Origin of the sequence: Pseudomonas sp. CFBP 13711, from assembly GCF_014842265.1 — a bacterium.
Taxonomy (GTDB): Bacteria; Pseudomonadota; Gammaproteobacteria; order Pseudomonadales; family Pseudomonadaceae; genus Aquipseudomonas.
The window spans coordinates 272,971-296,600 of sequence record NZ_JACYVI010000004.1 but is presented as its reverse complement, the minus strand read 5'-3'; the positions used below and the strand labels follow the sequence as shown (position 1 = coordinate 296,600).

Sequence of the window (23,630 nt, the reverse complement as noted above, 5' to 3'; positions counted from 1 at the left end):
AAAGAGCGATTTTTAGCAGCAAGCACGAAGCTGCACATCAGGAACAAAAAAGCGAGCCCCGAGGCTCGCTTTCTTGTTCAGGCACCTGCTTACAACGCAGCCAGACCCCGCGCGAGATCCGCCTGCAGGTCAGCGACGTCTTCCAGCCCTACCGCAACGCGGATCAGGCTGTCACGAATACCGGCGGCTTCACGTTCCTGCGGCGACAGCCGACCGTGGGACGTGGTGCTCGGGTGGGTGATGGTGGTCTTGGTGTCGCCCAGGTTGGCGGTGATCGAGATCAACCGCGTGGCATCGATGAAGCGCCACGCGCCATCCTTGCCACCCTTCACTTCAAAGCTCACCACCGCGCCGAACGCCTTCTGCTGACGTTTGGCCAACGCGTGCTGCGGGTGGCTCTCGAGACCGGAGTAATGCACCTTCTCGATGCCCTCCTGCTGTTCGAGCCACTGCGCCAGTTCAAGGGCGCTCTGGCAATGGGCACTCATGCGGATGTTCAGGGTTTCGAGCCCCTTGAGGAACAGCCAGGCGTTGAACGGGCTCAGGCTCGGGCCCGCGGTGCGCAGAAAACCGACGACTTCTTTCATCAGTTCGCTGCGACCGACCACCACGCCACCCATGGCGCGGCCTTGACCGTCGATGAACTTGGTCGCCGAGTGCACGACCACGTCCGCCCCCATGCGCAGCGGCTGCTGCAGGGCCGGGGTGCAGAAGCAGTTATCGACCACCAGCAGCGTGCCCTTGGCGTGGGCGATTTCCGCCAGCCCGCTGATGTCGACCAGCTCCGCCAACGGGTTGGAAGGCGATTCGACAAACAGCATCTTGGTATTCGGTTTGATCGCCGCGTCCCAGCCGGACAATTCGGCGAGGGGGACGTAATCGACCTCGACCCCGAAGCGCTTGAAGTACTTTTCAAACAGGCTGATGGTCGACCCGAACACGCTTTTCGACACCAGCACATGGTCGCCGGCGCTGCAGAAGCTCATTACCGTAGCGAGAATGGCGGACATACCGGTGGACGTCGCCACCGCCTGCTCGCCGCCTTCCAGCGCGGCCATGCGCTCTTCGAACGAAGCCACGGTCGGGTTGGTGTAGCGCGAATAGACGTTGCCGGGAATCTCTCCGGCGAAGGTCGCGGCCGCCTCGGCTGCCGTGCGGAACACGTAGCTGGACGTGAAAAACAGTGGATCGCTGTGTTCGCGTTCCGGCGTGCGGTGCTGACCGGCACGAACCGCGAGGGTGTCGAAACCGACGCCCTCGAGATCGCTGTCCAGTCGACCGGCATCCCATTCCTGAGTCATGCCGCCTGCTCCTTGTCTGGATTAGTTGTTGTACAGATCGATGATCGCGCTCACCGCCTGAGTCTTGACCTTGGAGGCGTCATTGCGCGCCTGCTCGATCTTGTTCAGGTAGTGCTCGTCGATGTCACCGGTCACGTACTTGCCGTCGAAGACCGAACAGTCGAAATTGTCGATCTTGATCTTTTTGCTGCCGCTCACCGCCTCGATCAGGTCATTCAAGTCCTGATAGACCAGCCAGTCGGCACCGATGAGGTCGGCCACGTCCTGGGTGGAACGGTTGTGAGCGATCAGCTCGTGGGCACTCGGCATGTCGATGCCGTAGACGTTGGGGAAGCGCACGGCCGGGGCCGCGGAACAGAAATAGACGTTCTTGGCGCCGGCTTCACGGGCCATCTGGATGATCTGCTTGCACGTGGTGCCGCGCACGATGGAGTCGTCCACCAGCATCACGTTCTTGCCACGAAATTCCAGCTCGATCGCATTGAGCTTCTGGCGCACGGATTTTTTCCGCGCGGCCTGGCCCGGCATGATGAAGGTGCGGCCGATGTAGCGGTTCTTGACGAAGCCTTCGCGGAATTTCACGCCCAGGTGGTTCGCCAGTTCCAGCGCCGCCGTACGGCTGGTGTCCGGAATCGGGATGACCACGTCGATGTCGTGATCAGGACGCTCGCGCAGGATCTTGTCGGCCAGCTTCTCGCCCATGCGCAGACGCGCCTTGTAGACCGAGATGCCGTCGATGATCGAGTCCGGGCGCGCCAGATAGACGTGTTCGAAGATGCACGGGGCGTATTTCGGGTTGGTGGCGCACTGACGGGTATGCAGCTTGCCGTCTTCGGTGATGTACACCGCTTCACCCGGGGCCAGGTCGCGGATCAGGGTGAAACCGAGCACGTCCAGCGAGACGCTCTCGGAGGCGATCATGTACTCGACGCCTTCGTCGGTGTGACGCTGACCAAAGACGATCGGGCGGATGGCGTCCGGGTCGCGGAAGCCGACGATGCCGTAACCGGTGATCATCGCCACGACCGCATAACCGCCACGGCAACGCTTATGCACGTCGGTGACGGCCGCGAAGATGTCTTCCTCAGTTGGCTGCAACTTGCCGCGCACGGCCAGCTCGTGGGCGAACACGTTGAGCAGGACTTCAGAGTCGGAGTTGGTGTTGACGTGGCGCAGGTCGGATTCGTAAATCTCCTTGGCCAACTGCTCGACGTTGGTCAGGTTGCCGTTGTGCGCCAGGGTGATGCCGTAAGGCGAGTTGACGTAGAACGGCTGGGCTTCGGCTGACGTGGAGCTGCCTGCCGTTGGATAACGTACGTGACCAATGCCCATGTGCCCGACCAGACGCTGCATATGGCGTTGGTGGAACACGTCCCGAACCAGACCGTTGTCCTTGCGCAGAAACAACCGGCCGTCATGGCTGGTCACGATACCGGCAGCGTCCTGGCCGCGGTGCTGGAGGACGGTGAGCGCGTCATAAAGCGCCTGATTGACGTTCGACTTGCCGACGATACCGACGATGCCACACATGCGACACAACCCCTACTTAGTGGAACTGGATTTACCGAACACTTCCGGCGGCGTTGTAGGCGGCAGGAGGTGATCCTTGAACGGGATGTCAACAGGTACGCTGACTCCGCTGGCTAGCCACTTGCTGGACATCCCGAGAATCAGGTTTTTCGACCAGTCAGCGACCATGACAAATTGCGGGAGCAGCCTGGACTGCTGCCACCATTGATCCTGTTGCACCGGGCCCAGGCTCAACAGCCCGACCGCGACGACAACCAGCAAGGCTCCGCGCGCCGCGCCGAAGACCATGCCCAGAAAACGATCGGTCCCGGACAGCCCGGTGACGCGAATCAGTTCTCCAATCAGAAAGTTGACCATGGCGCCGACCAGCAGTGTGGCGACGAAAAGAATGGTGCAGCCCGCAATCACGCGCGCCGAAGGTGCTTCGATGTAGTTGACCAGATACTGGGCCAGCGATCCGCCAAACATCCAGGCGACGGCACCTGCGATGATCCACGTCAGCAAGGACAGTGCTTCTTTGACGAAGCCGCGCTTGAGACTGATCAAAGCGGAGATGGCGACAATTGCAATGATCGCCCAGTCAACCGGAGTAAATGACACGTCGCAGCCTACAGACTGATAAGGCGGCGGATTTTAGCAGAGCACTCGCCTGCCGGTAAGCAGCGATTGCGGATGAAGGCCAATTAAGGCGAACTATTGGACTTTGTTCGAGGTCGGGGCGGGTTGAACCCTAAGTCGAGGGTGTCAGATCCGGCCCCTTCCCTGGTGGGACCGGCTTTAGCCGGGAAGGCGGCATTTGCCACACCGCGAAATCGAGGGTGGCTGATCCGGCCTCTTCCCGGCTAAAGCCGGTCCTACTGGGGGAAGGCGTCAGTCGAGTTACCTACGCTCCGGCTGGAAGCGCACGACGATGCCTTTGATTTTCTGCTGCTTTTCCAGCGTGTCACGCAGACGATCGGCTTCGGCGCGCTCGATCACCGGGCCCACGAAGACACGGTTCACGCCATCGGAGGTGCGGATGTAGGCGTTGTAGCCCTGAGTGCGCAGGGTCTTCTGCAGATTGTCGGCGTTGGCGCGGTTGGACAGGCTCGCCAGTTGCACCGACCACGTGACCGACAGACCATTTGCATCGACTCGGCTGGTGTCAGCCGCCGATGCGACGGGTGCTGGCGCTTGAGCGGGTGCAGGTGTCGGCGCCGGAGCAGGTTTCGCGGGCGCGGTCTGAACGGCCTTAGGCGCAGCAGCCACAGGCTTGGAAGGCGCTGGCGCAATGGGCATTGCCGGCGGCTGCTGACTGGTGCGCTGCTGAACGGGCTGAGCAGTATGGGTGGACTGAGCAGGCTGGGTCAGTTCGTCATCGGTCGGCACGGGCTCCTGCGGCAATGGCTGCTGTTCAGGCACGCTGACCGGCTCGACCTTGATCGGCGAGGTGGCCGGCGCTTGCGGAGCGGCAGGCGCATCGACCTGCACACGGCGGGCTTCGTCCTGACGCGAAAACAGCATCGGCAGAAAAATCACCGCGATGGCAATCAGCACCAACGCTCCCACCATGCGCTGTTTGTACGCTTTATCCAGCAAAGCCATGTGTCACTTCCTCCGTGACGCGCCAGCAAGCCATTCCAGGGCCTCGGCTACGCAGTAAAAAGACCCGAACAGAACAATCTCGTCGTCGGCTGTCGCGTGGGCGCACTGGGCTTCAAGCGCCAGCGCGATACTCGGGTGAGACGTCACGCGAGCGCCAAGGTTCTGCAACGCCTGTTCGATCTCTTGTGCCGGACGACTGCGCGGCGTTGGCAGCGGCGCCACGGCCCAGCTGCTGAACGTTTCGATCAACTCCGCCAGAACGCCTTGCAGGTCCTTGTCATTGAGCAGACCGAACACCGCCAGCCGCTTGCCTGCCACCGGTCGCTGATTCAGGCGCTGGGCGAGAAACGTTGCCGCATGGGGGTTATGGCCGACATCCAGCAGAAGGCTCAGCGATTTGCCCTGCCAGTCGATGCTGCGACGATCAAGGCGACCAGTGACGCGCGTGTTGACGAGCGCATCGCGAAGGGTCGCCTCATCCCACGGCAAATCCAGCAGCAGGTAGGCCTGCAGCGCCAGGGCCGCGTTCTGCATGGGCAGGTCGAGTAACGGCAGCGAATGCAGTTCGACTTTCCGGCCGTTTGCGTCGGTGCCCGACCAGTCCCAACCCGTCGCGTTGATCTGCACCTCGAAATCGCGACCGCGCAGCGACAGCGGGCAATTCAGTGACCGCGCCTTGTCGAGCAATGGCTGCGGTGGATCGAGATCGCCGCACAGCGCGGGCTTTCCTTCACGGAATATCCCGGCCTTCTCGAAGGCCACGCTCTCACGGGTATTGCCTAGAAACTCCGCGTGATCGACACCAATGCTGGTGACCAGCGCCATGTCGGCGTCGATCAGGTTGACCGTATCGAGCCGCCCGCCGAGACCGACTTCCAGCACGACGGCGTCCAGCCCGGCGTGCTCGAACAGCCAGAAGGCTGCCAGCGTGCCCATCTCGAAGTAAGTCAGGGAGACGTCGCCACGGCCACGCTCGACCACCTCGAACGCCGCGCACAGCTCGGCGTCAGTCGCCTCAACGCCCTGCACCTGGACACGCTCGTTGTAGCGCAGCAGGTGCGGCGAACTGTAAACGCCGACCTTCAGGCCCTGTGCCTGCAACAAAGAAGCAACGAATGCGCAGGTCGAGCCCTTGCCGTTGGTGCCGGTGACGGTGATCACTTTCGGCGCCGGCCGGGTCAGGCCCATCTGCGTGGCCACCTGCTGCGAACGTTCCAGCCCCATGTCGATGGCCGAGGGGTGCAGTTGTTCCAGGTAACTGAGCCAGTCGCTCAAAGAGCGTGCGGTCATAGGTTGGCCGGAGCAGGCGGCACAACGATCGGCTCAAGTTTCGGCGCCACGAATTTCGGCGTCGGCAGCCCCATCATCTGCGCCAGGACGTTACCCAGACGCTGACGCAGTTCCTGACGGTGGATGATCATGTCGATCGCGCCATGGTCGAGCAGGAATTCGCTGCGCTGGAAGCCTTCCGGCAGCTTCTCGCGCACGGTCTGCTCGATCACGCGAGGGCCGGCGAAGCCGATCAGGGCCTTGGGCTCGGCGACAATGATGTCGCCCAGCATCGCCAGACTGGCAGAAACACCGCCGTAGACCGGGTCGGTCAGCACGGAAATAAACGGCAGGCCTTCTTCACGAAGACGCGCCAGCACGGCCGAGGTCTTGGCCATCTGCATCAGAGAGATCAGCGCTTCCTGCATGCGCGCACCGCCGGAGGCCGCAAAGCAGATCATCGGGCAACGGTTTTCCAGCGCGTAGTTGGCGGCTTGTACGAAGCGCTCACCCACGACCGCACCCATCGAGCCGCCCATGAAGGAGAACTCGAATGCGCTGCACACCACCGGCATGCCCAACAGGGTGCCGCTCATGGAAATCAGCGCGTCCTTTTCACCGGTCTGCTTCTGCGCGGCGACCAGGCGATCCTTGTACTTCTTGCCGTCGCGGAATTTCAGACGGTCCACCGGCTCCAGATCAACGCCGATCTCCTGACGGCCTTCGGCGTCCAGGAAGATATTCAGACGGGCACGGGCGCCGATGCGCATGTGGTGGTTGCACTTCGGGCAGACGTCCAGGGTCTTTTCCAGCTCCGGGCGATACAGCACCGCTTCGCAGGACGGGCACTTGTGCCACAGACCTTCGGGCACCGAGCTCTTCTTGACCTCGGAACGCATGATCGAAGGGATCAGTTTGTCTACCAACCAGTTGCTCATGCTTTCTTTCTCCAGTACCGATGGCTCGAACGCGATGGCAATCGGTGCCATGCGCATGCCCTTAAACCAATGTCATGTACGGTGCCGCCAAATGTCGTACAGCGATCGGCGCGAGGCCTGACCTGCCAGAACAACATTCACCAACACCACTCTCAACTTCCATCACGAGACGCAAGACGTCTTCGCTCAATCAATTCGGCCACGCGCATCAGCGGATGGCAGGCTAGTGGACGGCGACCGTTGGTCCGCCGTCACATCCCGGCCAATGTTGCCGGGCAAATGCCCTAAGCCCCGTGTACAGCACTCATGAATGCACGGATCTTGTCGTGGTCCTTCAGTCCTTTGGACTTCTCCACCCCGCCGCTCACATCAACCGCGTAGGGCTGCACCTGCGCGATGGCCTGGGAAACGTTGGCCGAGGTCAGGCCACCGGCGAGAATCACCGGTTTGCTCAAATGTTTTGGAATCAGCGCCCAATCGAAGGTTTCACCCGTCCCGCCCGGAATGCCCGCGACATAAGCGTCGAGCAGGATGCCGCAGGCGTTGGCGTAGGCATCGCAACTGGCCGCGATGTCGTCGCCGGCCTGAACGCGCAGGGCCTTGATGTACGGACGGTTGTATCCCTCGCACTGCTCAGGGGTTTCATCGCCGTGAAACTGAATGAGGTCGAGGGGAACGACGTCGAGCAACGCTTTCAAGTCAGCGCGCTCGGCATTGACGAACAGGCCGACGGTGCTGACGAAGGGCGGCAGCGCGGCAACGATAGCCTGGGCCTGCTCCACCGTCACGAAGCGCGGGCTCTTGGGATAAAACACCAGCCCGATGGCGTCAGCTCCCGCGTCAACGGCGGCCAACGCATCTTCTATGCAGGTAATCCCGCAGATCTTGCTGCGAACGGCTGACATGTAGTGGAGACCTCAAGCCTTGCGAAAGTCCCGGATGGTAGCAAATGCAGTCACCTGCGTCAGCCGTCCAGTTCCGAGAAGCCAGTGAGAAAATGCGGGCCGATGTAGCGATCCGGTAATGGGAACTCGTCGCGGTATTCCACCTGAACCAGGTACAGGCCGAAAGGATGAGCCGTCACCCCGCCAGTTCTTCGCACTCGGCTTTCGAGCACTTCCTTCGCCCACTCGATCGGCCGCTCCCCTGCCCCGATGGTCATCAGGACGCCGGCAATGTTGCGCACCATGTGGTGCAGGAAGGCATTGGCCCGGACATCGATGACGATCATCTTGCCGTGGCGGGTGACGCGCAGATGGTGAAGCTGCTTGATCGGCGACTTGGCCTGGCATTGCCCGGCACGGAACGCACTGAAGTCGTGGGTACCGACCAGATACTCGGCGGCCAGCGCCATGCGTTCGGCATCGAGCGGGCGGTGGTTCCAGGTGATTTCCTGGCCCAGGTGCGCCGGGCGGATCTGATCGTTGTAGATCACATAACGATAGCGACGGGCGATGGCTTTGAAACGCGCGTGAAAATGCGCGGGCATGACCTTGGCCCAGGTCACGCTGATGTCGTGGGGAAGATTGATATTGGCGCCCATGGTCCAGGCTTTCATGCTGCGCTCGGCCTGGGTATCGAAGTGCACCACCTGACCGCACGCATGCACGCCCGCATCGGTGCGCCCGGCACACATCAGTGACACCGGCGAATCGGCCACTTTCGACAGGGCATTTTCCAGCGTTTCCTGGACGGTCAGCACGCCGGTCAACTGGCGCTGCCAGCCGCTGTAGCGCGAGCCTTTGTATTCCACGCCCAGGGCGATTCTGGAAAAACCTTCGGCGGCCAGTTCGGCTGCCGCTGTTTCTGCCTCGGTGTCTGTAGTTGCCAAGAGCTTAAAGCCTGTCGATGTGCGCAAGGGCGGCCATTATACGGATCGAAAAGAAAGACGCCATCGGCAGCGGCCAACGGTTAACCCGGAGGCGAGGGACAAGCCGAAATGCCCGACCCGGAAACGCAAACGACCGCCGAAGCGGTCGTTTATTACAGCGGTGAATCCGCTCAGACAAGGCGCGACAGCATGTCCCGTGCTTCGGTCTTCTGGCCGTCGTCACCTTCCGCCACAACCTCATCGAGGATGTCGCGCGCGCCGTCGGCGTCGCCCATCTCGATGTAGGCCCGGGCGAGGTCCAGCTTGGTCGCGGCTTCGTCGGTGCCGGACAAGAAGTCGAATTCCGGTTCGTCGTCCGCCAGCAGAGCATCGTCCTCGGTGAAATGAGGCGATGCTTCCACCGGCTTGTCCAGCGCCGTGTCGAACGGCTTGGCAATCGGTGGCTGCTCAAGGCTCTGGGAAAGACGGTCCAGCTCGGCATTGACGTCGTCGATCTCGGAGGCGAACGCCTCGGACGCCTGCTCGGTTTCCATCTCGTCAGCCAGTGAGAGGTCGAAATCGGCAGGCAACTCGATGTCGTCTTCCAGCCCAGGCTTGGTGGCGCCCAACGATGCAGGCTGTTCGAACGGCGGCAGATCACGCAGATCGTCTTCCATTCCCAGCAAGTAATCGTCTTCGGCCTTCAACGCCGGCTGATCTTCTGCCAGATCCAGATCGAAATCGTCCAGATCGGCCGGTTTGGCAGCAACGGATGTCGCCTGCTGCTCGCGCAGGATCGCGTCGAAATCCAGATCATCGGCAGCCGACCCGGCAAACGGCGCGTCCAGGTCCAGATCGTCGAGGGCAGCGTTGTCCTGCGCAGCGGCGCGGTGTGGCGCAGCAGCAGGGGATTCGCTGTCCAGGTCATCCAGGCTCAGGTCAAAGGCGTTGTCGAACTCTTCGTCCAGCGGCACTTCGGTGACCGTTTCGGCAGCCGGAGCAGGCTGCGCGGCGACTTCAGGCTCATCATGGAGCAGCTCTTCAACGTACTTTGCGTCCATTTCCGCTGCCAAAGCCGCCGCTGCTGCCACCCCTGCGGCCGCCGCAGCCGCAGCGGCCATGGACGGATAGCGGGATTTCAGCTCTTCGACTTCAGCGTGGTTCTTTCCCGTGGCGATCAGTTGCCGCTCCTGCGCGACAAACCCGGATTTGTTGTCCTGCTCGGCATAGACTTCCATCAGCTTGAGGCGCAGATCACTGCGCTGCGGCTCGTGCTTGATGGCGTCTTCGAGAACGGCGACCGCCTGATTGGTGCGGCCATATGCAATGTGGATTTCAGCCTGAACGAGCGCGTCAGCCGGATGTTCGCGGACCGGCTCGGCGACGGTCGGCGCCGGCGGCGTCTTTGCGTGGGGCGCCGGCGCCTCCAGGCCTTCGAAGCTGCTGGCAGGCATGTCCATGTCGGACGCGAAGTCAGACTCTTCGGCCAAGGCACGTGCCATCTGACGATGCCGTTCGGCTTCGATCAGCGCGTTGCGGCGGCGGGCCAGCAGCAACAGAAGCAGCAGCAACAGCAACAACGCGCCGCCGCCGATCAACCCCATCAGCATCGGGCTGGCGAGGATCTTCTCGAGGGCGCTGCGGTTGTCTTCATCGACCACCGGTTCTGTCGGCACAATCAGCGCTTGATCGGGCGTGGCGCTGGTAACTGCCGCCCCGTCCACTGGCAATGCGTCTTCCGGGGCGATTTCGTCGGGGGCCTTGCCGGCGACATCAGGCGCCGCCGCGTTCGGCACGACCTGGGCCTGCATCGCCGGGTTGGCGGCGTTGTTCGGATTGGTGACGCTGTTGGGGCTGACCGCGGGATTGGCAGGATTGGCGGCATCAATGGGCGGCGGAACCGCTGCGCCCGACGCCTGCATCTTCGCCAACTGGTCATTCTTCAGTTGAATCAGGCGCTGCAGTTTGTCGACCTGGCTTTGCAGGTCGGTCATGCGGCTCTTTAGCTCGGCATTGTCCCGACGCGTGGTATCCAGGCTTTCCTGGGTGGTCGCCAGCTGGTTGCTGATATCGGCATTGTCACCGGCTTTGCCTTTCGCGCCCGCCTTGTTGGCAGAGACGAGGCTGAGGTTGTCCTTGGCGTCAATCTGCGACGGCGCAGCGCCAGCCCGGTCGCGACGGGTCGCATCAACCTGACGCGCACCGCTCGGCAGGCGTCGGCCTTCGCGCCAGGCGCGATTCTGCTCGGCCACTTCGGCCACCGCGCGGGGCTGCGCGAGCGCTGTTGATTCCTGCGGCGACGGCAGACGCAACACCTGACCTTTTTTCAGGCGGTTGATGTTGCCGGCAATAAAGGCATCAGGGTTCAGCGCCTGAATCGCCAGCATGGTCTGCTGTACAGTCCCGCCATTTTTCACGCGCTCGGCAATTTCCCAGAGCGTGTCGTTATTGGCGGTGGTGTATTGAGTGAATTTGGGTTCCGGCGCCGGCGCTGGAGCGGGCGTTGGAGGCGCAGCGGCCGGTGTTTCGGCGGCGGGAGCCGGAGCAGGCGCGGCGCTCGGTGCCGTCGAAGGCAGTTGAGCGGCGGCCGCAGCGGCTTGCGGCGAGAATTTCGGCGGGTCCAGCAACAGGCTGTACTCGCGCAGCGCACGGCCATTGGGCCAGAGCACTTGAACCAGGAACTTCACGTAGGGATCGCGGATGGGTTTGGTGGAGGTGATGCGCAACACGCTCTTGCCACCGGGATTGACAACCGGAGTAAAGGTCAGGTCATCCAGGATCGCCACCCGGCCGACGCCGGCCTGAGCAAACTCCGCAGAAGTCGCCAGACTCGGCACTACCTGGGAGGCATTGAGGTCCTGCACTTCCGTCAGCTCGATTTCGGCCAACAGCGGCTGATTCAGGGTCGACTTCACGGTCAGACCGCCGAGGCCGAGCGCTTGGGCCATTCCCGATGACAGCGCCGAAGCCGCAGCGATTGCTAAAACGAGTTTACGAACCTGAACCATAGCCCATCCCTTGTTTGAAATTTCCCCGGCAATCGCGAAGATAATGCCTGCTCGGGTGTAGGGCGTATCGACACGCCGCAGCTAGAATGATTCTTCGAGTTGTGGGCAAGTATCTTTTACGCAACATCTTTTATCAACAACTCAGCCACCTGCACAGCGTTCAACGCGGCGCCCTTGCGCACATTATCCAGCGTGACCCAGAAATTCAGTTCACAAGCGTCGTCGACGCCCCCGCGCAAACGTCCTACATAGACAGCATCCTGTCCTACCGCGTCGCCCACCGGCGTCGGGTAATCGCCGGCCTCAACCAGCTCGATGCCCTCAGCCGTTTCCAACGCCGCATTGACCGCGTTGATGTCAACCGCCTCGCGGGTCTGCACCGACACGCTCAGGCTGTCGCCGAAGAACACCGGCACCTGGATGCAACTCACGCCGACCTTGATTAAAGGCAGCGAGAGCAACTCGCGCAACTCACTGACCAAACGTTTTTCAAGTGGCACATGACCTTCGGCGTCAGGCTTGCCCACCTGGGCCAGCACGGTGAACGCCATCTGCCGGTCAAACACCTTGGGTTCGAGGGGGCGAACGTTGAGCAGCTCGGCGGTTTGCCGGGCCAGTTCGGTGACCCCTTCGCGGCCCATGCTCGACACCGCCAGGCACGCCGTCACGGTGATCCGCTCGATGTTCAGCAGTGCGCGCAACGGCGCCAGCACCAGCGCGAGGGCGGCGGTGCTGGAACTTGGGCAGGCCACCTGCTGCGGTGTGGCCAGATCAGCCAAACGGGCGCCGTTGACCTCGGGCACCACATTCGGCGCCTGCTCGACGGACAAGCCGGCGGACAGGTCGATCACCACGCAACCGGCGGCGGTGGCGCGCTCGGCGTAGCTGCGCGTCACGGCAGCGCCCGCGGCGAAGAACGCAATCTTGGCCTTGCTGAAATCAAAGGCATCGACTTCACGCACGCGGACGTTCTTGCCACGGTACGGCACCGAGCTGCCGGCCGATTCGACACTGGCGAGCAGGTGCAAATCGCCGACCGGGAAGTCGCGCTCTTCGAGAATCTGGACGATGGTTTCGCCGACAGTACCGGTGGCGCCAATCACGGCGATATCAAAGGACTGACTCATGGAAAAACCTCAGGAAAAATCGGGGGGCGGCACTGTAACTGCCTGGCAAAAGTCAGGCAATTGGCCGCGAGCGGATTAGCGAACGTGGTGGAAACAGAAATGGAGGGATCAGGGCTCAAGGCCAATGGGGAAGAATTCGCCACCACTCCATACCCCCAGCCAGCGCTGGCCGTCGATCTCACGCACCACGGCCAGGTCCACCAACTGATAGAAGACGTTGCGGTGGATCAGCGCTTCGAGGTTGTTGCGCACCAGAATATAAGGCGCCGGTTCCTGGCTCTGCGGATCGAGGTCAATACGCAGCGGGTGGTCGGTCCCCGCCTCCACCACGTCGTCGACGTTGGTAGTAAAGCGCAGCAACTGCGACTCACCGCTGCCTTCAACGTCCAGCAGGACCGCCACAAAAGGGGCGTCGTCGACCTTGATGCCGACCTTCTCGACCGGGGTGATCAGAAAGTAATCGTCGCCATCACGGCGAATAATGGTGGAAAACAGCCGGACCATCGGCTTGCGACCGATGGGCGTGCCCAGATAGAACCAGGTGCCATCGCGGGCGATGCGCATGTCGATGTCACCGCAGAAATCCGGGTTCCACAGGTGCACCGGCGGCAAGCCCTTGCCGCTCCTGGCAATCTGGGCCAACAGATCGTTGGCTTTGTCCTGCCCACTCATACGCCACTCCTCAGCGGGCTTCGACGCCCAGCAAACCCCGAGCGTAAGCTTCCATCGGGGGTCCTAGCAAATCCTCGGGCTTGGTGTCGTACAAAGTCAGCAGACCACCACGGAGGTGAATGCGTGCCGAATCGATAAGGTAGCGAGTGTTGGTTTCGATCAGCATCAGCTGTATGACGCCGTTGTCGATGCCAAGACGGTCCACTGCTTCCTGGTCGGACCACTCGTCAAACGTGCCGATGCGGTCATCAGCCTTGGCAAAACGTGTGTACAGCAGATAATGCGCGCCGGCGGCCCGAGCCTCGTTCATCGCGTCATCCAGACCTTCCGGGGCGCGGGCGCGTCGGACCATCGGGAAGTATTCGATAAAACCGTTGAAGGCTTCTTCGGCCACGACATTGGGACGCGGGTAGGCGCCGCCCGGAGGAGCAAAGGCGCCTTGGGCGATATAGATGAACGAGTCAGGTTGCACGCGAAAGTTGTTCAACCGGCGGGTCGAACTGTGATCCAGCAGCCCGGCGTCACTGAGCTCATCGTGAGCGCCTTGTGCCAGATCGCTGACGTGCATGCAGCCACTCAACGCCAGTAGAGCCAGCAGTAAAACCAGGCTACGCATGTTTATCTCCAAAGTCCGGCGACGGAAAACCGGCGAATGGCCGGTTAATGCAGCTTTTGCGCCATGTCGGACCTGGAGAAGGTTTCGCTCGCTGAATCGGGTTTTTGCGGCTGCGATTTATTCGGCAGCAGGGTCAGCCTGGGAGTCGGATTGGCGCTCGGGTTTGGTCTCGTGGCCGTGGTCGACATCCCGCTTGCGCTTGTTGCCCATGCGCACACCGATGTCCATCAGGAACTGGAAGAAACCTTCCTGATCTTCAAGGACATTGCTCCAGAACGGCGAGTGGTACAACGCCACCGCGCCATGCACCAGAGCCCAGGCGGCGCAGTAGTGGAAATACGGAGGAACGTCTTCCAACTTGCCTTCGGAAATTCGGCCCTTGATCAACAGGGTCAAGTGCTCGAAGTTGGAGGCGCGGATCTTATGCAACTCCTCGACCAGCTCCGGCACCTGATTGCCCTTGACCACCTTCTCTTCCAGGCGGTCAAACAGCCGGTAGCGCTGGGGGTCGCGCATGCGGAATTCAAAGTAGGCGCGGGACAGCGCTTCCTTGTCCTTGTCGACGTCCGCCGAATGCAGCAACTCGTTCAAATCGCGCTCGTAGTCGAGCATCAGGCGCAGGTAGATCTCGGCCTTGGATTTGAAATGCTTGTAGATGGTGCCTTTGCCGATACCCACGGCATCCGCAATCATCTCGACAGTGACGCTGTCTTCGCCCTGTTCAAGGAACAGCTTGAGCGCGGTGTCGAGAATCTCCTGCTCACGGCGGCGAAACTCACGGACTTTACGAGGTTCTTTCTGCATAGGAGGAGACTGTGGGTTCGAAATCGGAAGCGCCACATTATGCCTATCCCGCAGCAGAATGCACGAACGATCAGACCTGTATCCGTTTTCTGACGATTTTCGACAACGGCAGGCAAAAAGGAAACGCTCGAGGCCGAAACAGTCTCGGTTTTTGGCGGGATGAGACAGGCAGTCGAAAATCAGGGGCGTCGGTGGAATTGCGGTATCAGCAGGCCGTCAGGTATTCCAAAACTGTTTAAAAATCGTACAGCGTGCGGCTGGACGCCTGCGGATTATAGCCAATACTTATATTCGCCAACGCAGCATCTCCCCCAAGTGCCAGCGTTGGTAAGGACACCAATGGATAGCGTGTCTTTGTTTTACTCCTAATGGTCTTAACCCGGATTCACCCCCCAGAACCCGGGTTTTTTTTGCCTGCGATTTGCTGAACGCCAGGGGCTTGGCAAGCACTGCCATGCACGGCGGATCAGCCCTTGACGCGCGCCAGCGGGAACAGCCGCTTGAAGTTCTCGCTGGTCTGCTCGGCAAAACGCGCGTAGGTCTCGCCGCGCAACATCGCCAGAAACTCGGCCACTTCACGCACATATTGCGGCAGGTTGGGCTTGCCGCGATACGGGATCGGCGCCAGGTACGGCGAGTCGGTCTCGACCAGCAGACGGTCGGCGGGCACTTTGCTGGCGACGTCCCGCAGCGCGTCAGCATTGCGGAAGGTGACGATGCCGGACAGCGAGATATAAAACCCAAGATCGAGCGCGGCCTTGGCCATGTCCCAGTCTTCGGTGAAGCAATGCAGCACGCCGGCTTGAGGCAACGCGGCTTCGCGTAACAGCGCCAGCGTGTCGGCACGCGCACCGCGGGTGTGGACGATCACCGGCTTGCCGGTCACGTTGGCCGCCTGCAGATGAAGCCGGAACGAGGCCTGCTGCAACTCGGCCGCCTCAGGCTCGTAGTGATAATCCAGCCCGGTTTCGCCGATGGCCACGACGCGCGGATGGTTGAGTTCGCCGAGCAGCCACTCCAGCGCAGGCGCCTCGCCGGGCTTGAGGTCCAGCGGGTGAATGCCGACCGAGCAATCAACGTCGTCGTAGCTATCGGCCAGCGCTTTTACGGCACCGGCATTCTCGGCACTGACGCCGATGCACAGGAAGTGCCCGACGCCCCGCTCTCTCGCCGCTTGCAGGGCGTTGTCGAGGGAGCCGTCGTGGGCGCTGAGGTCGAGGCGGTCAAGGTGGCAATGGGAATCTACAAGCATGGCGGCGGGGGCAACTTACATCGTGTGGGTAGGACGGTCGGACTTAAGCGCTCCGGCCAGGTAGTTTTCAATCATGTTGCGCGCGGTGTTGTCGCCATCGTTGAACTGCACCCCAACGCCAGCGGCGCGGTTCCCCTGAGCGCCCTTCGGGGTAATCCAGGTGACCTTGCCCGCGACCGGAATCTTTTCAGGCTCGTCCATCAGGTTGAGCAACATGAAGACTTCATCGCCCAGCTTGTAGCTTTTGCTGGTGGGAATGAACAGGCCGCCGTTTTTGATGAACGGCATGTACGCGGCGTACAGGACGGACTTGTCCTTGATGGTCAGGGACAGGATGCCGTTACGTGGACCTGGACTCAGTGGCACGCTCATCTCGTTTCCTCAGGCAATGCATGATGTCATGCAGATGGCCAGTCTAACCCTGTCCGGTCAGGCCTGCCCACTGCACCAATAACGCTTCGAGCAACAAAACCCGGTTGAGGTTCGCTTTTGACATGACCTTCTGGCGCTGCAGCAGCACCCAGTCCTGAATCGCCAGCACATTGCGCTGGGACGATTTCTGCGCCAGATACTGCACGACCTTGCGCATGTCAGTCAGGCCCAGGCCTTCTTCGTCCTGGGTCAGCTGATAGCGCAGGATCAGGCTCGACCAGTCGCAGAACCAGTCGAACAGCAACAACAGCGGTATGTCCTTCCAGCCTTCGGCCAGCTGGGTCGGCGATTGCTGGCCCTTGAGCAGCTTTTTAACGCCGTCCACCACCAGCGCCCGTTGCTCATGAACACCCTGGGCGTGCAGCTTGACCGCCACCAGGGGCGAACCGGCCGCGAGGGTCAGCAACTCAACGCGTTCCTGCTCGGTGCAATCGGGCAGCGCATCGGCCAGCCAGGCGATGCTCATGGCATCACTGGGCAGCGGACACGCCTGTTGCACGCATCGGCTCTTCACCGTAGGCAGCAGCCGACTCGGCTGATGGCTGACCAGTAACAGAACGGTGTTGCCCGACGGCTCTTCCAGACTTTTCAGCAGGGCATTGGCGGCGTTGATGTTCATCGACTCGACCGGCTCGATCAGCACCACCTTGCGCCCGCCCATCTGCGCGGTCTGTACCACGAAACTGACCAGATCGCGCACTTGATCGACCTTGATGGCCTTGTCGGCTTCTTCAGGCTCCAGCACGTAATGGTCGGGGTGACTGCCGGCCGCCAGCAGCGAGCAGGATTTGCATTGGCCGCACGCTTCAAGGCCTGCCGGGCGTTGGCACAGCAGCAGGTACATCAAACGCTCAGCCAGCGCCCGCTTGCCGATACCGGCCGGACCGTGCAGCAAATAGGCGTGAGCATGTTGCTTGCGGCCCGCCAGTTGCTGCCACAGGCCATGCTGCCAGGGATAAGCCTCAGCCATGCCGGCGAGCCGCCAGCAGCGCGGTCAACTCAGGCACCAGCACATCAAGGGAAGCCTGGACTTCAGTCAGCGGCAGCGCCGCGTCTACCAGGCGGTAACGCTCAGGCGCAGCGGCCGCGCGCGACAGATACGTACTGCGCACGGCGTCGAAGAACGCTCGGCCCTCTTGCTCGAAACGGTCCAGCTGACCGCGCGCGGAAGCCCGGGCCAGGCCGATCTCGATGGGCAGATCGAACACCAGGGTCAGATCGGGACGCAGCGCGCCCTGGACGAAATCTTCCAGCACGGCGATGCGTTCGATGGGCAGGCCTCGGCCGCCTCCCTGATACGCGTACGTGGCATCGGTGAATCGGTCGCAAAGCACAACGGCGCCCCGCGCCAACGCCGGGCGAATCAGCGCGGCGAGGTGCTGCGCGCGGGCGGCGAACATCAGCAGCAGTTCGGTATCCACGAACATCTGCTCGTCACCCGGCGTCAACAGCAGCTCGCGGATACGCTCGGCGAGCGGCGTACCGCCGGGCTCGCGGGTCAGGACGACATCAATGCCCTCACTGCGCAGCCGTTCGGCCAGGTAGTCGCGGTTGGTGCTTTTGCCCGCGCCTTCGGGGCCTTCCAGGGTAATAAACAAACCGGTCACGGGCAGTCCTTGGTCAGATTCATGGCGAGTGTGCTCGCGGTTGTCATTTGCCGGGGTCATTGGCTGGAGTCGACGGAGCTGCAGCGTCTGTCTGCGGTTTCGGCGACTGCTCGCTCGCGTCCGGCTCAGCCCCCTTCGGCTCGGTCGCCTTTGATTCTGTCGATGGCGGCTCTATGGGTTGCGGCTCTGAAGGCGGCTGCTCGACGGTATTCGCCGGCAGCGCCGGTGCAGCGACAGGCGCCGGGCTGGAACGATAGTCCGCGCGACGCTTGAGCTGAAACTCCTTCACTGCTGCGTTGTGCGCATCCAGATCGGCGGAGAATACGTGACTGCCGTCCCCTCTCGCCACGAAGTACAGGCTGTTGCCGGCCACCGGGTGCATCGCCGCATGGATCGCTTCACGCCCGACCATGGAAATCGGCGTTGGCGGCAAACCGGAGATGACATAGGTGTTGTAGGGCGTAGGTTCTTTCAGCAACGCGCGGGTGATCTTGCCGTTGTACCGGTCGCCGAGCCCGTAAATGACGGTCGGATCGGTCTGCAGCAACATGCCTTGCTGCAAGCGACGCACGAACACACCGGCAATCTGGCCGCGTTCCTGAGGCACGCCGGTTTCCTTTTCCACCAGCGATGCCATGATCAGCGCCTGGTAAGGATCGGTGTAAGGCACATCGGCAGCGCGCTTCTCCCATTCCTCCTGAAGTACTTCATCCAGGCGGTTGTAGGCTTGTTTCAGCAGCTCGACGTCGGTCATGCCGCGCACGTAGCGATAGGTGTCCGGGAAAAACCGGCCTTCGGGGAAGACGTCCGGATGCCCCAGCTTCGCCATCAGCTCGGTGTCGCTGAGGTCGCTCGCCGTCTGCTCCAGCTTGACCTGTTTGGCCAGTGCCGCGCGCACCTGACGGAAGGTCCAGCCCTCCACCAGGGTGACGCTGTACTGCACCACTTCACCTTTTTGCCAGAGATCGAGCAGCGACTCGGCGTTCATGCCCGGTGCCATGCGGTATTCGCCACTGTGCAGTGACTGGCCCTGCAGATTGAAGCGCCAGTACAGGCGCAGCCAGAACGCGTCCTTGATGACACCGTCGGCTTGCAGCCTATTCAGCACGCCGGTCGGCGAAGAGCCCGACGGCACATCCAGCAGTTTTTCCTGGGTCAGATTGAGGGGCTGCTGCAGCGCGCTGTTCTGCTGCCAATAAGCCACGCCCAGCAACAGCCCCGCCAGAACCACACCTGTTTCCAGCAAGACGAGTAATTTTCGGATCACGAATCAGATATCCAGAAGCCCGCGAACAAGGTGTTGGAGTTTACGGGTCAGCGGCCCAACCGGCCAGTTGAGATGCTCGACGCCGCGCACCGGCCAGATGCCGTACACGCTGTTGCAGACAAACACCTCATCGGCCTTTTGCAGGTCGGACATCTGCAGGTCAAGCTCACGGGCCGGCATGTTCTCGCGCTCCGCCAGCGCCAGGATCTCGGCCCGCATCACGCCGGCCACGCCACAGCGGCGCAGGTCCGGCGTCAGCAGCACGCCGCCCTTGACCATAAACAGATTGCTGTAGACCGCTTCAACGATACGCCCCGAAACGTCCCGCATCAGCCCTTCGGCGTACTCGGCACTTTGCCATTCGCCACGGGCCAGCACTTGCTCAAGGCGATTGAGGTGCTTGAGCCCGGCCAGCAGCGGCTGCTCGGCGAGGCGGGTCTGACAAGCGAACAGTTTGACGCCCTGCGCTGCATGGGCCTCGGGATACGCCGGCAGCCCACTTGCCTGGAGGATGCGTCGCGGCTGCGCGTCCGAAGTGGGTGCATAGCCCCGCACGCCATCGCCACGGGTAACGATGAGCTTCATCACACCGTCACCCAACTGGGCAGCGAAGCGGCAGCATTCCTCTTCGACCAACGCCAGATCCAGGTTCAGCGCCAGGCGCTGTGCCCCCAGTGCCAGGCGTTGCAGATGACGCGGGAAGAGCAATGGCTGTCCGGCCTTGACGAGGACGGTCTCGAAGAGACCATCGCCGTACGCCAACCCCCGATCCTTGACGGCAAGGGAGTCAGCAGCAAGGCCATCGATCCAGCTCACGATCATTCGGCGTACCGGCGGAAGACCAGCGAACCGTTGGTGCCACCAAAACCGAAGGAGTTGGAGATCACCACGTCGATCGGCATCTTGCGCGGCTCGTGGGGAACGAAGTCCAGGTCGCAGCCTTCATCGGGCTCGTCGAGGTTGATCGTCGGTGGCGCGACCTGATCCTTGATCGCCAGCACACTGAAAATCGCTTCGATTGCACCGGCGGCGCCCAACAGGTGGCCCGTCATCGACTTGGTCGAACTGACGGCCAGTTTGTAGGCGTGCTCGCCGAACACCTTCTTGATGGCGCTGACTTCGGCCAGATCACCTGCAGGCGTCGAGGTGCCATGGGCGTTGATGTATTGCACGTCCTCTGGACGAATCTTCGCGTCACGCAGGGCATTGGTGATACAGCGCGCGGCACCGGCGCCGTCATCCGGCGGCGAGGTCATGTGAAACGCATCGCCGCTCATGCCGAAGCCGATCAGCTCGGCATAAATCGTCGCGCCCCGGGCTTTGGCATGCTCGAGCTCTTCGAGGACCATGGCGCCGGCACCGTTGGACAGTACAAACCCATCGCGACCCTTGTCCCACGGACGGCTGGCGCGGGCGGGCTCATCGTTGCGGGTAGACAGCGCGCGCGAGGCGCCAAAGCCGCCCATGCCCAAGCCGCAGGCCGCCATTTCAGCGCCGCCGGCAATCATCACGTCGGCTTCGTCGTAAGCGATGTTGCGCGCGGCCATGCCGATGCAGTGGGTGCTCGTGGTGCACGCAGTGGCAATGGCGTAGTTGGGGCCCTGTGCGCCGAGGTGGATCGACAGGAACCCGGAAATCATGTTGATGATCGACCCCGGCACGAAGAACGGGGATATCTTGCCTGGCCCCTGTTCATGCATCAGCCGGCTGGTGTTCTCGATATTGGTCAGGCCCCCGATGCCCGATCCCATCGCCACGCCGACGCGCTCGCGATTGGTGTCGTCGATCTCGATACCGGAGTTGCGCACGGCCTGAAAGCTGGCAGCCAGCCCGTACTGGATGAACAGATCGAGTCTGCGGGCCTCTTTGGCCGACAGGTATTCCTCGACGTTGAATCCCTTCACCGATCCGCCAAAACGGGTGGTGTATTTGGACAGGTCCGTGTGTTCGATAGGCCCAATGCCACTCTGGCCAGCCAGAATGCCTTGCCAGGTGCTCGGCACATCCGTGCCCAAAGGCGTCAGCATACCCATACCGGTGACCACGACGCGTCTACGCGACACAGGACTCTCCTTTCTTCTATTGATGAAACGCTGCCCTATTCAAAGAAAAAACCGCACGCCAGGGGCAGTGCGGTTTCTCCAGGACAGCAAACTACGATTACAAAATCTTACGCCTGGTGGGCAGTAACGTAATCGATAGCGGCTTGTACGGTGGTGATCTTCTCGGCTTCTTCGTCAGGGATTTCGGTCTCGAATTCCTCTTCCAGAGCCATTACCAGCTCTACGGTATCAAGGGAGTCGGCACCCAGGTCTTCAACGAAGGAAGCAGTGTTCACGACTTCCTCTTCCTTGACGCCAAGTTGTTCGGCAACGATTTTCTTGACGCGCTCTTCGATGGTGCTCATACCGTGTTTTAACTCCTAGTGGACAAATTCAGGCAGCTGGCCGATGGGTAAGTGTATAGAAGAGGTTTTGCGCATTTCAAGCTAAACGCAATTCCCGCTACGCCCAACAGCCCTCTACCCCTTAAAAGATTTCAGCTTTATAACGGATTTTAGACAGCCCGTATGACATTTTTTCGATACGACCGGTCACATGTACATGCCGCCGTTAACGGGGATTGTAGCCCCGGTAACGTAGCCTGCACCTTCTGAGGCAAGAAAAGCGACAACATGCGCGATCTCTTCTGCCTGCCCCAGTCGGCCCAGAGGAATCTGTGCCGTCAGGGAATCACGTTGCGCTTCTGGCAGCTCGCGGGTCATGTCGGTGTCGATGAAACCCGGCGTCACCGAGTTGACCGTCACTGCGCGCGACCCGACTTCACGTGCCAGGGCACGGCTGAAGCCTTCCAGACCCGCCTTGGCGGCTGCGTAGTTTACTTGACCTGCGTTGCCCATGGCACCCACCACCGAACCAATGCTGATGATCCGGCCCCAACGTGCCTTGGTCATCCCGCGCAGAACGCCCTTGGACAGGCGAAACAGACTGCTCAGGTTGGTGTTGATGACGTCATGCCACTCGTCATCCTTCATGCGCATCATCAGGTTGTCACGGGTGATACCGGCGTTGTTGACCAGGATCAACGGCGCACCAACGCGTTCGGTGATCTGGGCCAGCGCGGCGGCAACGGATTCGTCGCTGCCCACGTCCAGCGCCAGGCCGAAGCCTTCGATGCCGTTTTCCTTGAAATAAGCGGTGATCTTCTCGGCGCCGGCTTCGGACGTCGCCGTACCCACGACGGTGGCGCCGTTACGACCCAGTTCAAGGGCGATCGCCCGGCCAATGCCACGGCTCGCGCCGGTGACAAGTGCAACTTTACCCTGACTCATGCAGGCGTCTCCTAATCAGGCCAGCGCCGCGCGAGCGGCGGCGAAGGCGTCTGGGGTATTGAGGTTGTGAGTGGTCACGCCATCAGCGCAGCGCTTGTTCAAGCCGGCGAGCACCTTGCCCGGGCCGCACTCGACCAGTTGCAGGGCGCCCTGAGCCGCCAAGGTCTGAATCGATTCGACCCAGCGCACCGGCTTGTACAGCTGCTGCAGCAAATCGGTTTTCAGCGTTTCGAGATCGGACACGACACTCGCAGTGACGTTCTGAACCAGCGGGATCTGCGGCACCTGCCAGTCGATGGCGGCGATGGACTCGGCGAAGCGTTCGGCTGCCGGACGCATCAGTTCGCAGTGGGAAGGCACACTCACCGGCAACGGCAAGGCGCGCTTGGCGCCTTTGGCCTTGCAGACTTCGATGGCGCGCTCGACAGCGGCCTTGGCACCGGCAATCACAACCTGCCCGGGCGAATTGAAATTCACCGCGCTGACCACCTCGCCCTGAGCCGCTTCGGCACAGGCGGCTATAACCACCGCATCGTCGAGACCCAGAATGGCCGCCATGCCGCCCTGCCCCGCCGGCACAGCTTCCTGCATTAATTGACCGCGACGCTCGACCAGCTTGACCGCGTCCGCAAGGCTCAGGCTGCCGGCCGCGACCAGCGCGCTGTACTCACCCAGGCTGTGGCCGGCGACATACGCCGGGCGCACGCCGCCTTCCGCCAGCCACAGGCGCCACAAGGCAATCGATGCAGTGAGGATGGCAGGCTGGGTTTTATCGGTCTGGTTGAGGCTCTCTTCCGGGCCCTGCTGGGTCAGCGCCCAGAGGTCATAGCCCAGCGCAGCGGAAGCTTCTTTGAACGTCTCCAGCACCAGCGGATGCTGCGCGCCCAGCTCGGCCAGCATGCCGAGGGACTGCGAGCCCTGGCCCGGAAAGACAAATGCGACGGAAGCAGACATTAACAAGCCCCTGATTATTCTCGTCAAAATGAGCGTCCGGCGGGCCGAACGCGAGGTAATTCAATGTGTTGCGATGGACAGTTGGATGACCATGCGGTCACAGGCGTCACATTCTAGCCCAAGACTCG

The 23,630-nt window shown here is 61.7% G+C and carries 22 protein-coding genes and 1 pseudogene; all 23 read right to left on the bottom strand.

Annotated elements, in window-relative coordinates; translation table 11 throughout:
* Positions 1 to 89: 89 nt before the first annotated feature.
* The gene (locus IFT47_RS10530; RefSeq protein ID WP_192172716.1) at positions 90 to 1,301 is read right to left on the bottom strand and encodes an O-succinylhomoserine sulfhydrylase; all 1,212 of its coding nucleotides are present in this window, start codon (positions 1,299 to 1,301) and stop codon (positions 90 to 92) included.
* A gap of 21 nt (positions 1,302 to 1,322) precedes the next feature.
* On the bottom strand, positions 1,323 to 2,831 hold the full coding sequence (gene purF, locus IFT47_RS10525; protein ID WP_065986403.1) for an amidophosphoribosyltransferase: 1,509 nt from the start codon (positions 2,829 to 2,831) through the stop codon (positions 1,323 to 1,325).
* Between the two features lie 12 nt (positions 2,832 to 2,843).
* A complete protein-coding gene (locus IFT47_RS10520) occupies positions 2,844 to 3,431 on the bottom strand; it encodes a CvpA family protein (RefSeq protein WP_037011737.1) in 588 nt (195 codons plus the stop codon).
* A 279-nt stretch (positions 3,432 to 3,710) separates the two neighbouring features.
* On the bottom strand, positions 3,711 to 4,415 hold the full coding sequence (locus IFT47_RS10515; RefSeq protein ID WP_192172717.1) for an SPOR domain-containing protein: 705 nt from the start codon (positions 4,413 to 4,415) through the stop codon (positions 3,711 to 3,713).
* Positions 4,399 to 5,705: pseudogene (gene folC / locus IFT47_RS10510) on the bottom strand (bifunctional tetrahydrofolate synthase/dihydrofolate synthase). The gene IFT47_RS10515 and the pseudogene folC overlap by 17 nt, the downstream one beginning before the upstream one ends.
* Positions 5,702 to 6,622, bottom strand: a complete 921-nt coding sequence (gene accD / locus IFT47_RS10505) for an acetyl-CoA carboxylase, carboxyltransferase subunit beta (protein WP_192172945.1) — start codon at positions 6,620 to 6,622, stop codon at positions 5,702 to 5,704. The pseudogene folC and the gene accD overlap by 4 nt, the downstream one beginning before the upstream one ends.
* Before the next feature lie 284 nt (positions 6,623 to 6,906).
* The gene (locus IFT47_RS10500) at positions 6,907 to 7,527 is read right to left on the bottom strand and encodes a phosphoribosylanthranilate isomerase (RefSeq protein WP_192172719.1); all 621 of its coding nucleotides are present in this window, start codon (positions 7,525 to 7,527) and stop codon (positions 6,907 to 6,909) included.
* A gap of 59 nt (positions 7,528 to 7,586) precedes the next feature.
* Positions 7,587 to 8,411: a tRNA pseudouridine(38-40) synthase TruA gene (truA, locus tag IFT47_RS10495; protein ID WP_122623808.1), complete on the bottom strand. Its 825-nt coding sequence runs from the start codon at positions 8,409 to 8,411 to the stop codon at positions 7,587 to 7,589.
* A 212-nt stretch (positions 8,412 to 8,623) separates the two neighbouring features.
* On the bottom strand, positions 8,624 to 11,440 hold the full coding sequence (locus IFT47_RS10490; protein ID WP_192172720.1) for a FimV family protein: 2,817 nt from the start codon (positions 11,438 to 11,440) through the stop codon (positions 8,624 to 8,626).
* Between the two features lie 116 nt (positions 11,441 to 11,556).
* On the bottom strand, positions 11,557 to 12,567 hold the full coding sequence (locus tag IFT47_RS10485; protein ID WP_192172721.1) for an aspartate-semialdehyde dehydrogenase: 1,011 nt from the start codon (positions 12,565 to 12,567) through the stop codon (positions 11,557 to 11,559).
* 108 nt (positions 12,568 to 12,675) lie between these two features.
* Positions 12,676 to 13,239: a DUF1285 domain-containing protein gene (locus tag IFT47_RS10480; RefSeq protein ID WP_192172722.1), complete on the bottom strand. Its 564-nt coding sequence runs from the start codon at positions 13,237 to 13,239 to the stop codon at positions 12,676 to 12,678.
* Positions 13,240 to 13,249: 10 nt separating this feature from the next.
* Positions 13,250 to 13,855, bottom strand: a complete 606-nt coding sequence (locus IFT47_RS10475; protein ID WP_192172723.1) for a DUF4823 domain-containing protein — start codon at positions 13,853 to 13,855, stop codon at positions 13,250 to 13,252.
* Positions 13,856 to 13,972: 117 nt separating this feature from the next.
* Complete coding sequence (locus IFT47_RS10470) at positions 13,973 to 14,659, bottom strand: TetR/AcrR family transcriptional regulator (protein WP_192172724.1); 687 nt, start codon at positions 14,657 to 14,659, stop codon at positions 13,973 to 13,975.
* 466 nt (positions 14,660 to 15,125) lie between these two features.
* Positions 15,126 to 15,911, bottom strand: a complete 786-nt coding sequence (locus tag IFT47_RS10465) for a TatD family hydrolase (RefSeq protein WP_192172725.1) — start codon at positions 15,909 to 15,911, stop codon at positions 15,126 to 15,128.
* Positions 15,912 to 15,926: 15 nt separating this feature from the next.
* On the bottom strand, positions 15,927 to 16,283 hold the full coding sequence (locus IFT47_RS10460) for a PilZ domain-containing protein (protein WP_037011754.1): 357 nt from the start codon (positions 16,281 to 16,283) through the stop codon (positions 15,927 to 15,929).
* A gap of 43 nt (positions 16,284 to 16,326) precedes the next feature.
* On the bottom strand, positions 16,327 to 17,313 hold the full coding sequence (locus IFT47_RS10455) for a DNA polymerase III subunit delta' (RefSeq protein WP_192172726.1): 987 nt from the start codon (positions 17,311 to 17,313) through the stop codon (positions 16,327 to 16,329).
* Positions 17,306 to 17,950 (bottom strand): dTMP kinase, encoded by a 645-nt coding sequence (gene tmk, locus IFT47_RS10450; protein ID WP_192172727.1) that lies wholly within the window; start codon positions 17,948 to 17,950, stop codon positions 17,306 to 17,308. The genes IFT47_RS10455 and tmk overlap by 8 nt, the downstream gene beginning before the upstream one ends.
* 43 nt (positions 17,951 to 17,993) lie before the next feature.
* Positions 17,994 to 19,217 carry an endolytic transglycosylase MltG gene (mltG, locus tag IFT47_RS10445; RefSeq protein WP_192172728.1) on the bottom strand — a complete coding sequence of 408 codons (1,224 nt, stop codon included), beginning with the start codon at positions 19,215 to 19,217 and terminating at the stop codon, positions 17,994 to 17,996.
* Positions 19,218 to 19,220: 3 nt separating this feature from the next.
* Entirely contained in the window at positions 19,221 to 20,036 is an 816-nt protein-coding gene (gene pabC / locus IFT47_RS10440) for an aminodeoxychorismate lyase (RefSeq protein ID WP_192172946.1), read from the bottom strand.
* Positions 20,036 to 21,280 carry a beta-ketoacyl-ACP synthase II gene (gene fabF / locus IFT47_RS10435; RefSeq protein WP_192172729.1) on the bottom strand — a complete coding sequence of 415 codons (1,245 nt, stop codon included), beginning with the start codon at positions 21,278 to 21,280 and terminating at the stop codon, positions 20,036 to 20,038. Before fabF ends, pabC begins: the two co-directional genes overlap by 1 nt.
* A gap of 107 nt (positions 21,281 to 21,387) precedes the next feature.
* A complete protein-coding gene (gene acpP, locus IFT47_RS10430; protein WP_007987170.1) occupies positions 21,388 to 21,624 on the bottom strand; it encodes an acyl carrier protein in 237 nt (78 codons plus the stop codon).
* Between the two features lie 186 nt (positions 21,625 to 21,810).
* Positions 21,811 to 22,548 (bottom strand): 3-oxoacyl-ACP reductase FabG, encoded by a 738-nt coding sequence (fabG, locus tag IFT47_RS10425; RefSeq protein ID WP_192172730.1) that lies wholly within the window; start codon positions 22,546 to 22,548, stop codon positions 21,811 to 21,813.
* A 15-nt stretch (positions 22,549 to 22,563) separates the two neighbouring features.
* Positions 22,564 to 23,502: an ACP S-malonyltransferase gene (gene fabD, locus IFT47_RS10420; protein ID WP_192172731.1), complete on the bottom strand. Its 939-nt coding sequence runs from the start codon at positions 23,500 to 23,502 to the stop codon at positions 22,564 to 22,566.
* Positions 23,503 to 23,630: the final 128 nt, after the last annotated feature.

Excerpts from the sequence above, each read along its gene's own strand:
- accD (WP_192172945.1), bottom strand. The coding sequence starts at position 6,622 with ATGAGCAACTGGTTGGTAGACAAACTGATCCCTTCGATCATGCGTTCC.
- IFT47_RS10500 (WP_192172719.1), bottom strand. The coding sequence starts at position 7,527 with ATGTCAGCCGTTCGCAGCAAGATCTGCGGGATTACCTGCATAGAAGAT.
- IFT47_RS10470 (WP_192172724.1), bottom strand. The coding sequence starts at position 14,659 with ATGCAGAAAGAACCTCGTAAAGTCCGTGAGTTTCGCCGCCGTGAGCAG.
- IFT47_RS10460 (WP_037011754.1), bottom strand. The coding sequence starts at position 16,283 with ATGAGCGTGCCACTGAGTCCAGGTCCACGTAACGGCATCCTGTCCCTG.
- IFT47_RS10480 (WP_192172722.1), bottom strand. The coding sequence starts at position 13,239 with ATGAGTGGGCAGGACAAAGCCAACGATCTGTTGGCCCAGATTGCCAGG.
- IFT47_RS10515 (WP_192172717.1), bottom strand. The coding sequence starts at position 4,415 with ATGGCTTTGCTGGATAAAGCGTACAAACAGCGCATGGTGGGAGCGTTG.
- fabD (WP_192172731.1), bottom strand. The coding sequence starts at position 23,502 with ATGTCTGCTTCCGTCGCATTTGTCTTTCCGGGCCAGGGCTCGCAGTCC.
- IFT47_RS10455 (WP_192172726.1), bottom strand. The coding sequence starts at position 17,313 with ATGGCTGAGGCTTATCCCTGGCAGCATGGCCTGTGGCAGCAACTGGCG.
- IFT47_RS10485 (WP_192172721.1), bottom strand. The coding sequence starts at position 12,567 with ATGAGTCAGTCCTTTGATATCGCCGTGATTGGCGCCACCGGTACTGTC.
- IFT47_RS10465 (WP_192172725.1), bottom strand. The coding sequence starts at position 15,911 with ATGCTTGTAGATTCCCATTGCCACCTTGACCGCCTCGACCTCAGCGCC.
- IFT47_RS10530 (WP_192172716.1), bottom strand. The coding sequence starts at position 1,301 with ATGACTCAGGAATGGGATGCCGGTCGACTGGACAGCGATCTCGAGGGC.
- IFT47_RS10475 (WP_192172723.1), bottom strand. The coding sequence starts at position 13,855 with ATGCGTAGCCTGGTTTTACTGCTGGCTCTACTGGCGTTGAGTGGCTGC.
- IFT47_RS10490 (WP_192172720.1), bottom strand. The coding sequence starts at position 11,440 with ATGGTTCAGGTTCGTAAACTCGTTTTAGCAATCGCTGCGGCTTCGGCG.
- acpP (WP_007987170.1), bottom strand. The coding sequence starts at position 21,624 with ATGAGCACCATCGAAGAGCGCGTCAAGAAAATCGTTGCCGAACAACTT.
- purF (WP_065986403.1), bottom strand. The coding sequence starts at position 2,831 with ATGTGTGGCATCGTCGGTATCGTCGGCAAGTCGAACGTCAATCAGGCG.
- fabG (WP_192172730.1), bottom strand. The coding sequence starts at position 22,548 with ATGAGTCAGGGTAAAGTTGCACTTGTCACCGGCGCGAGCCGTGGCATT.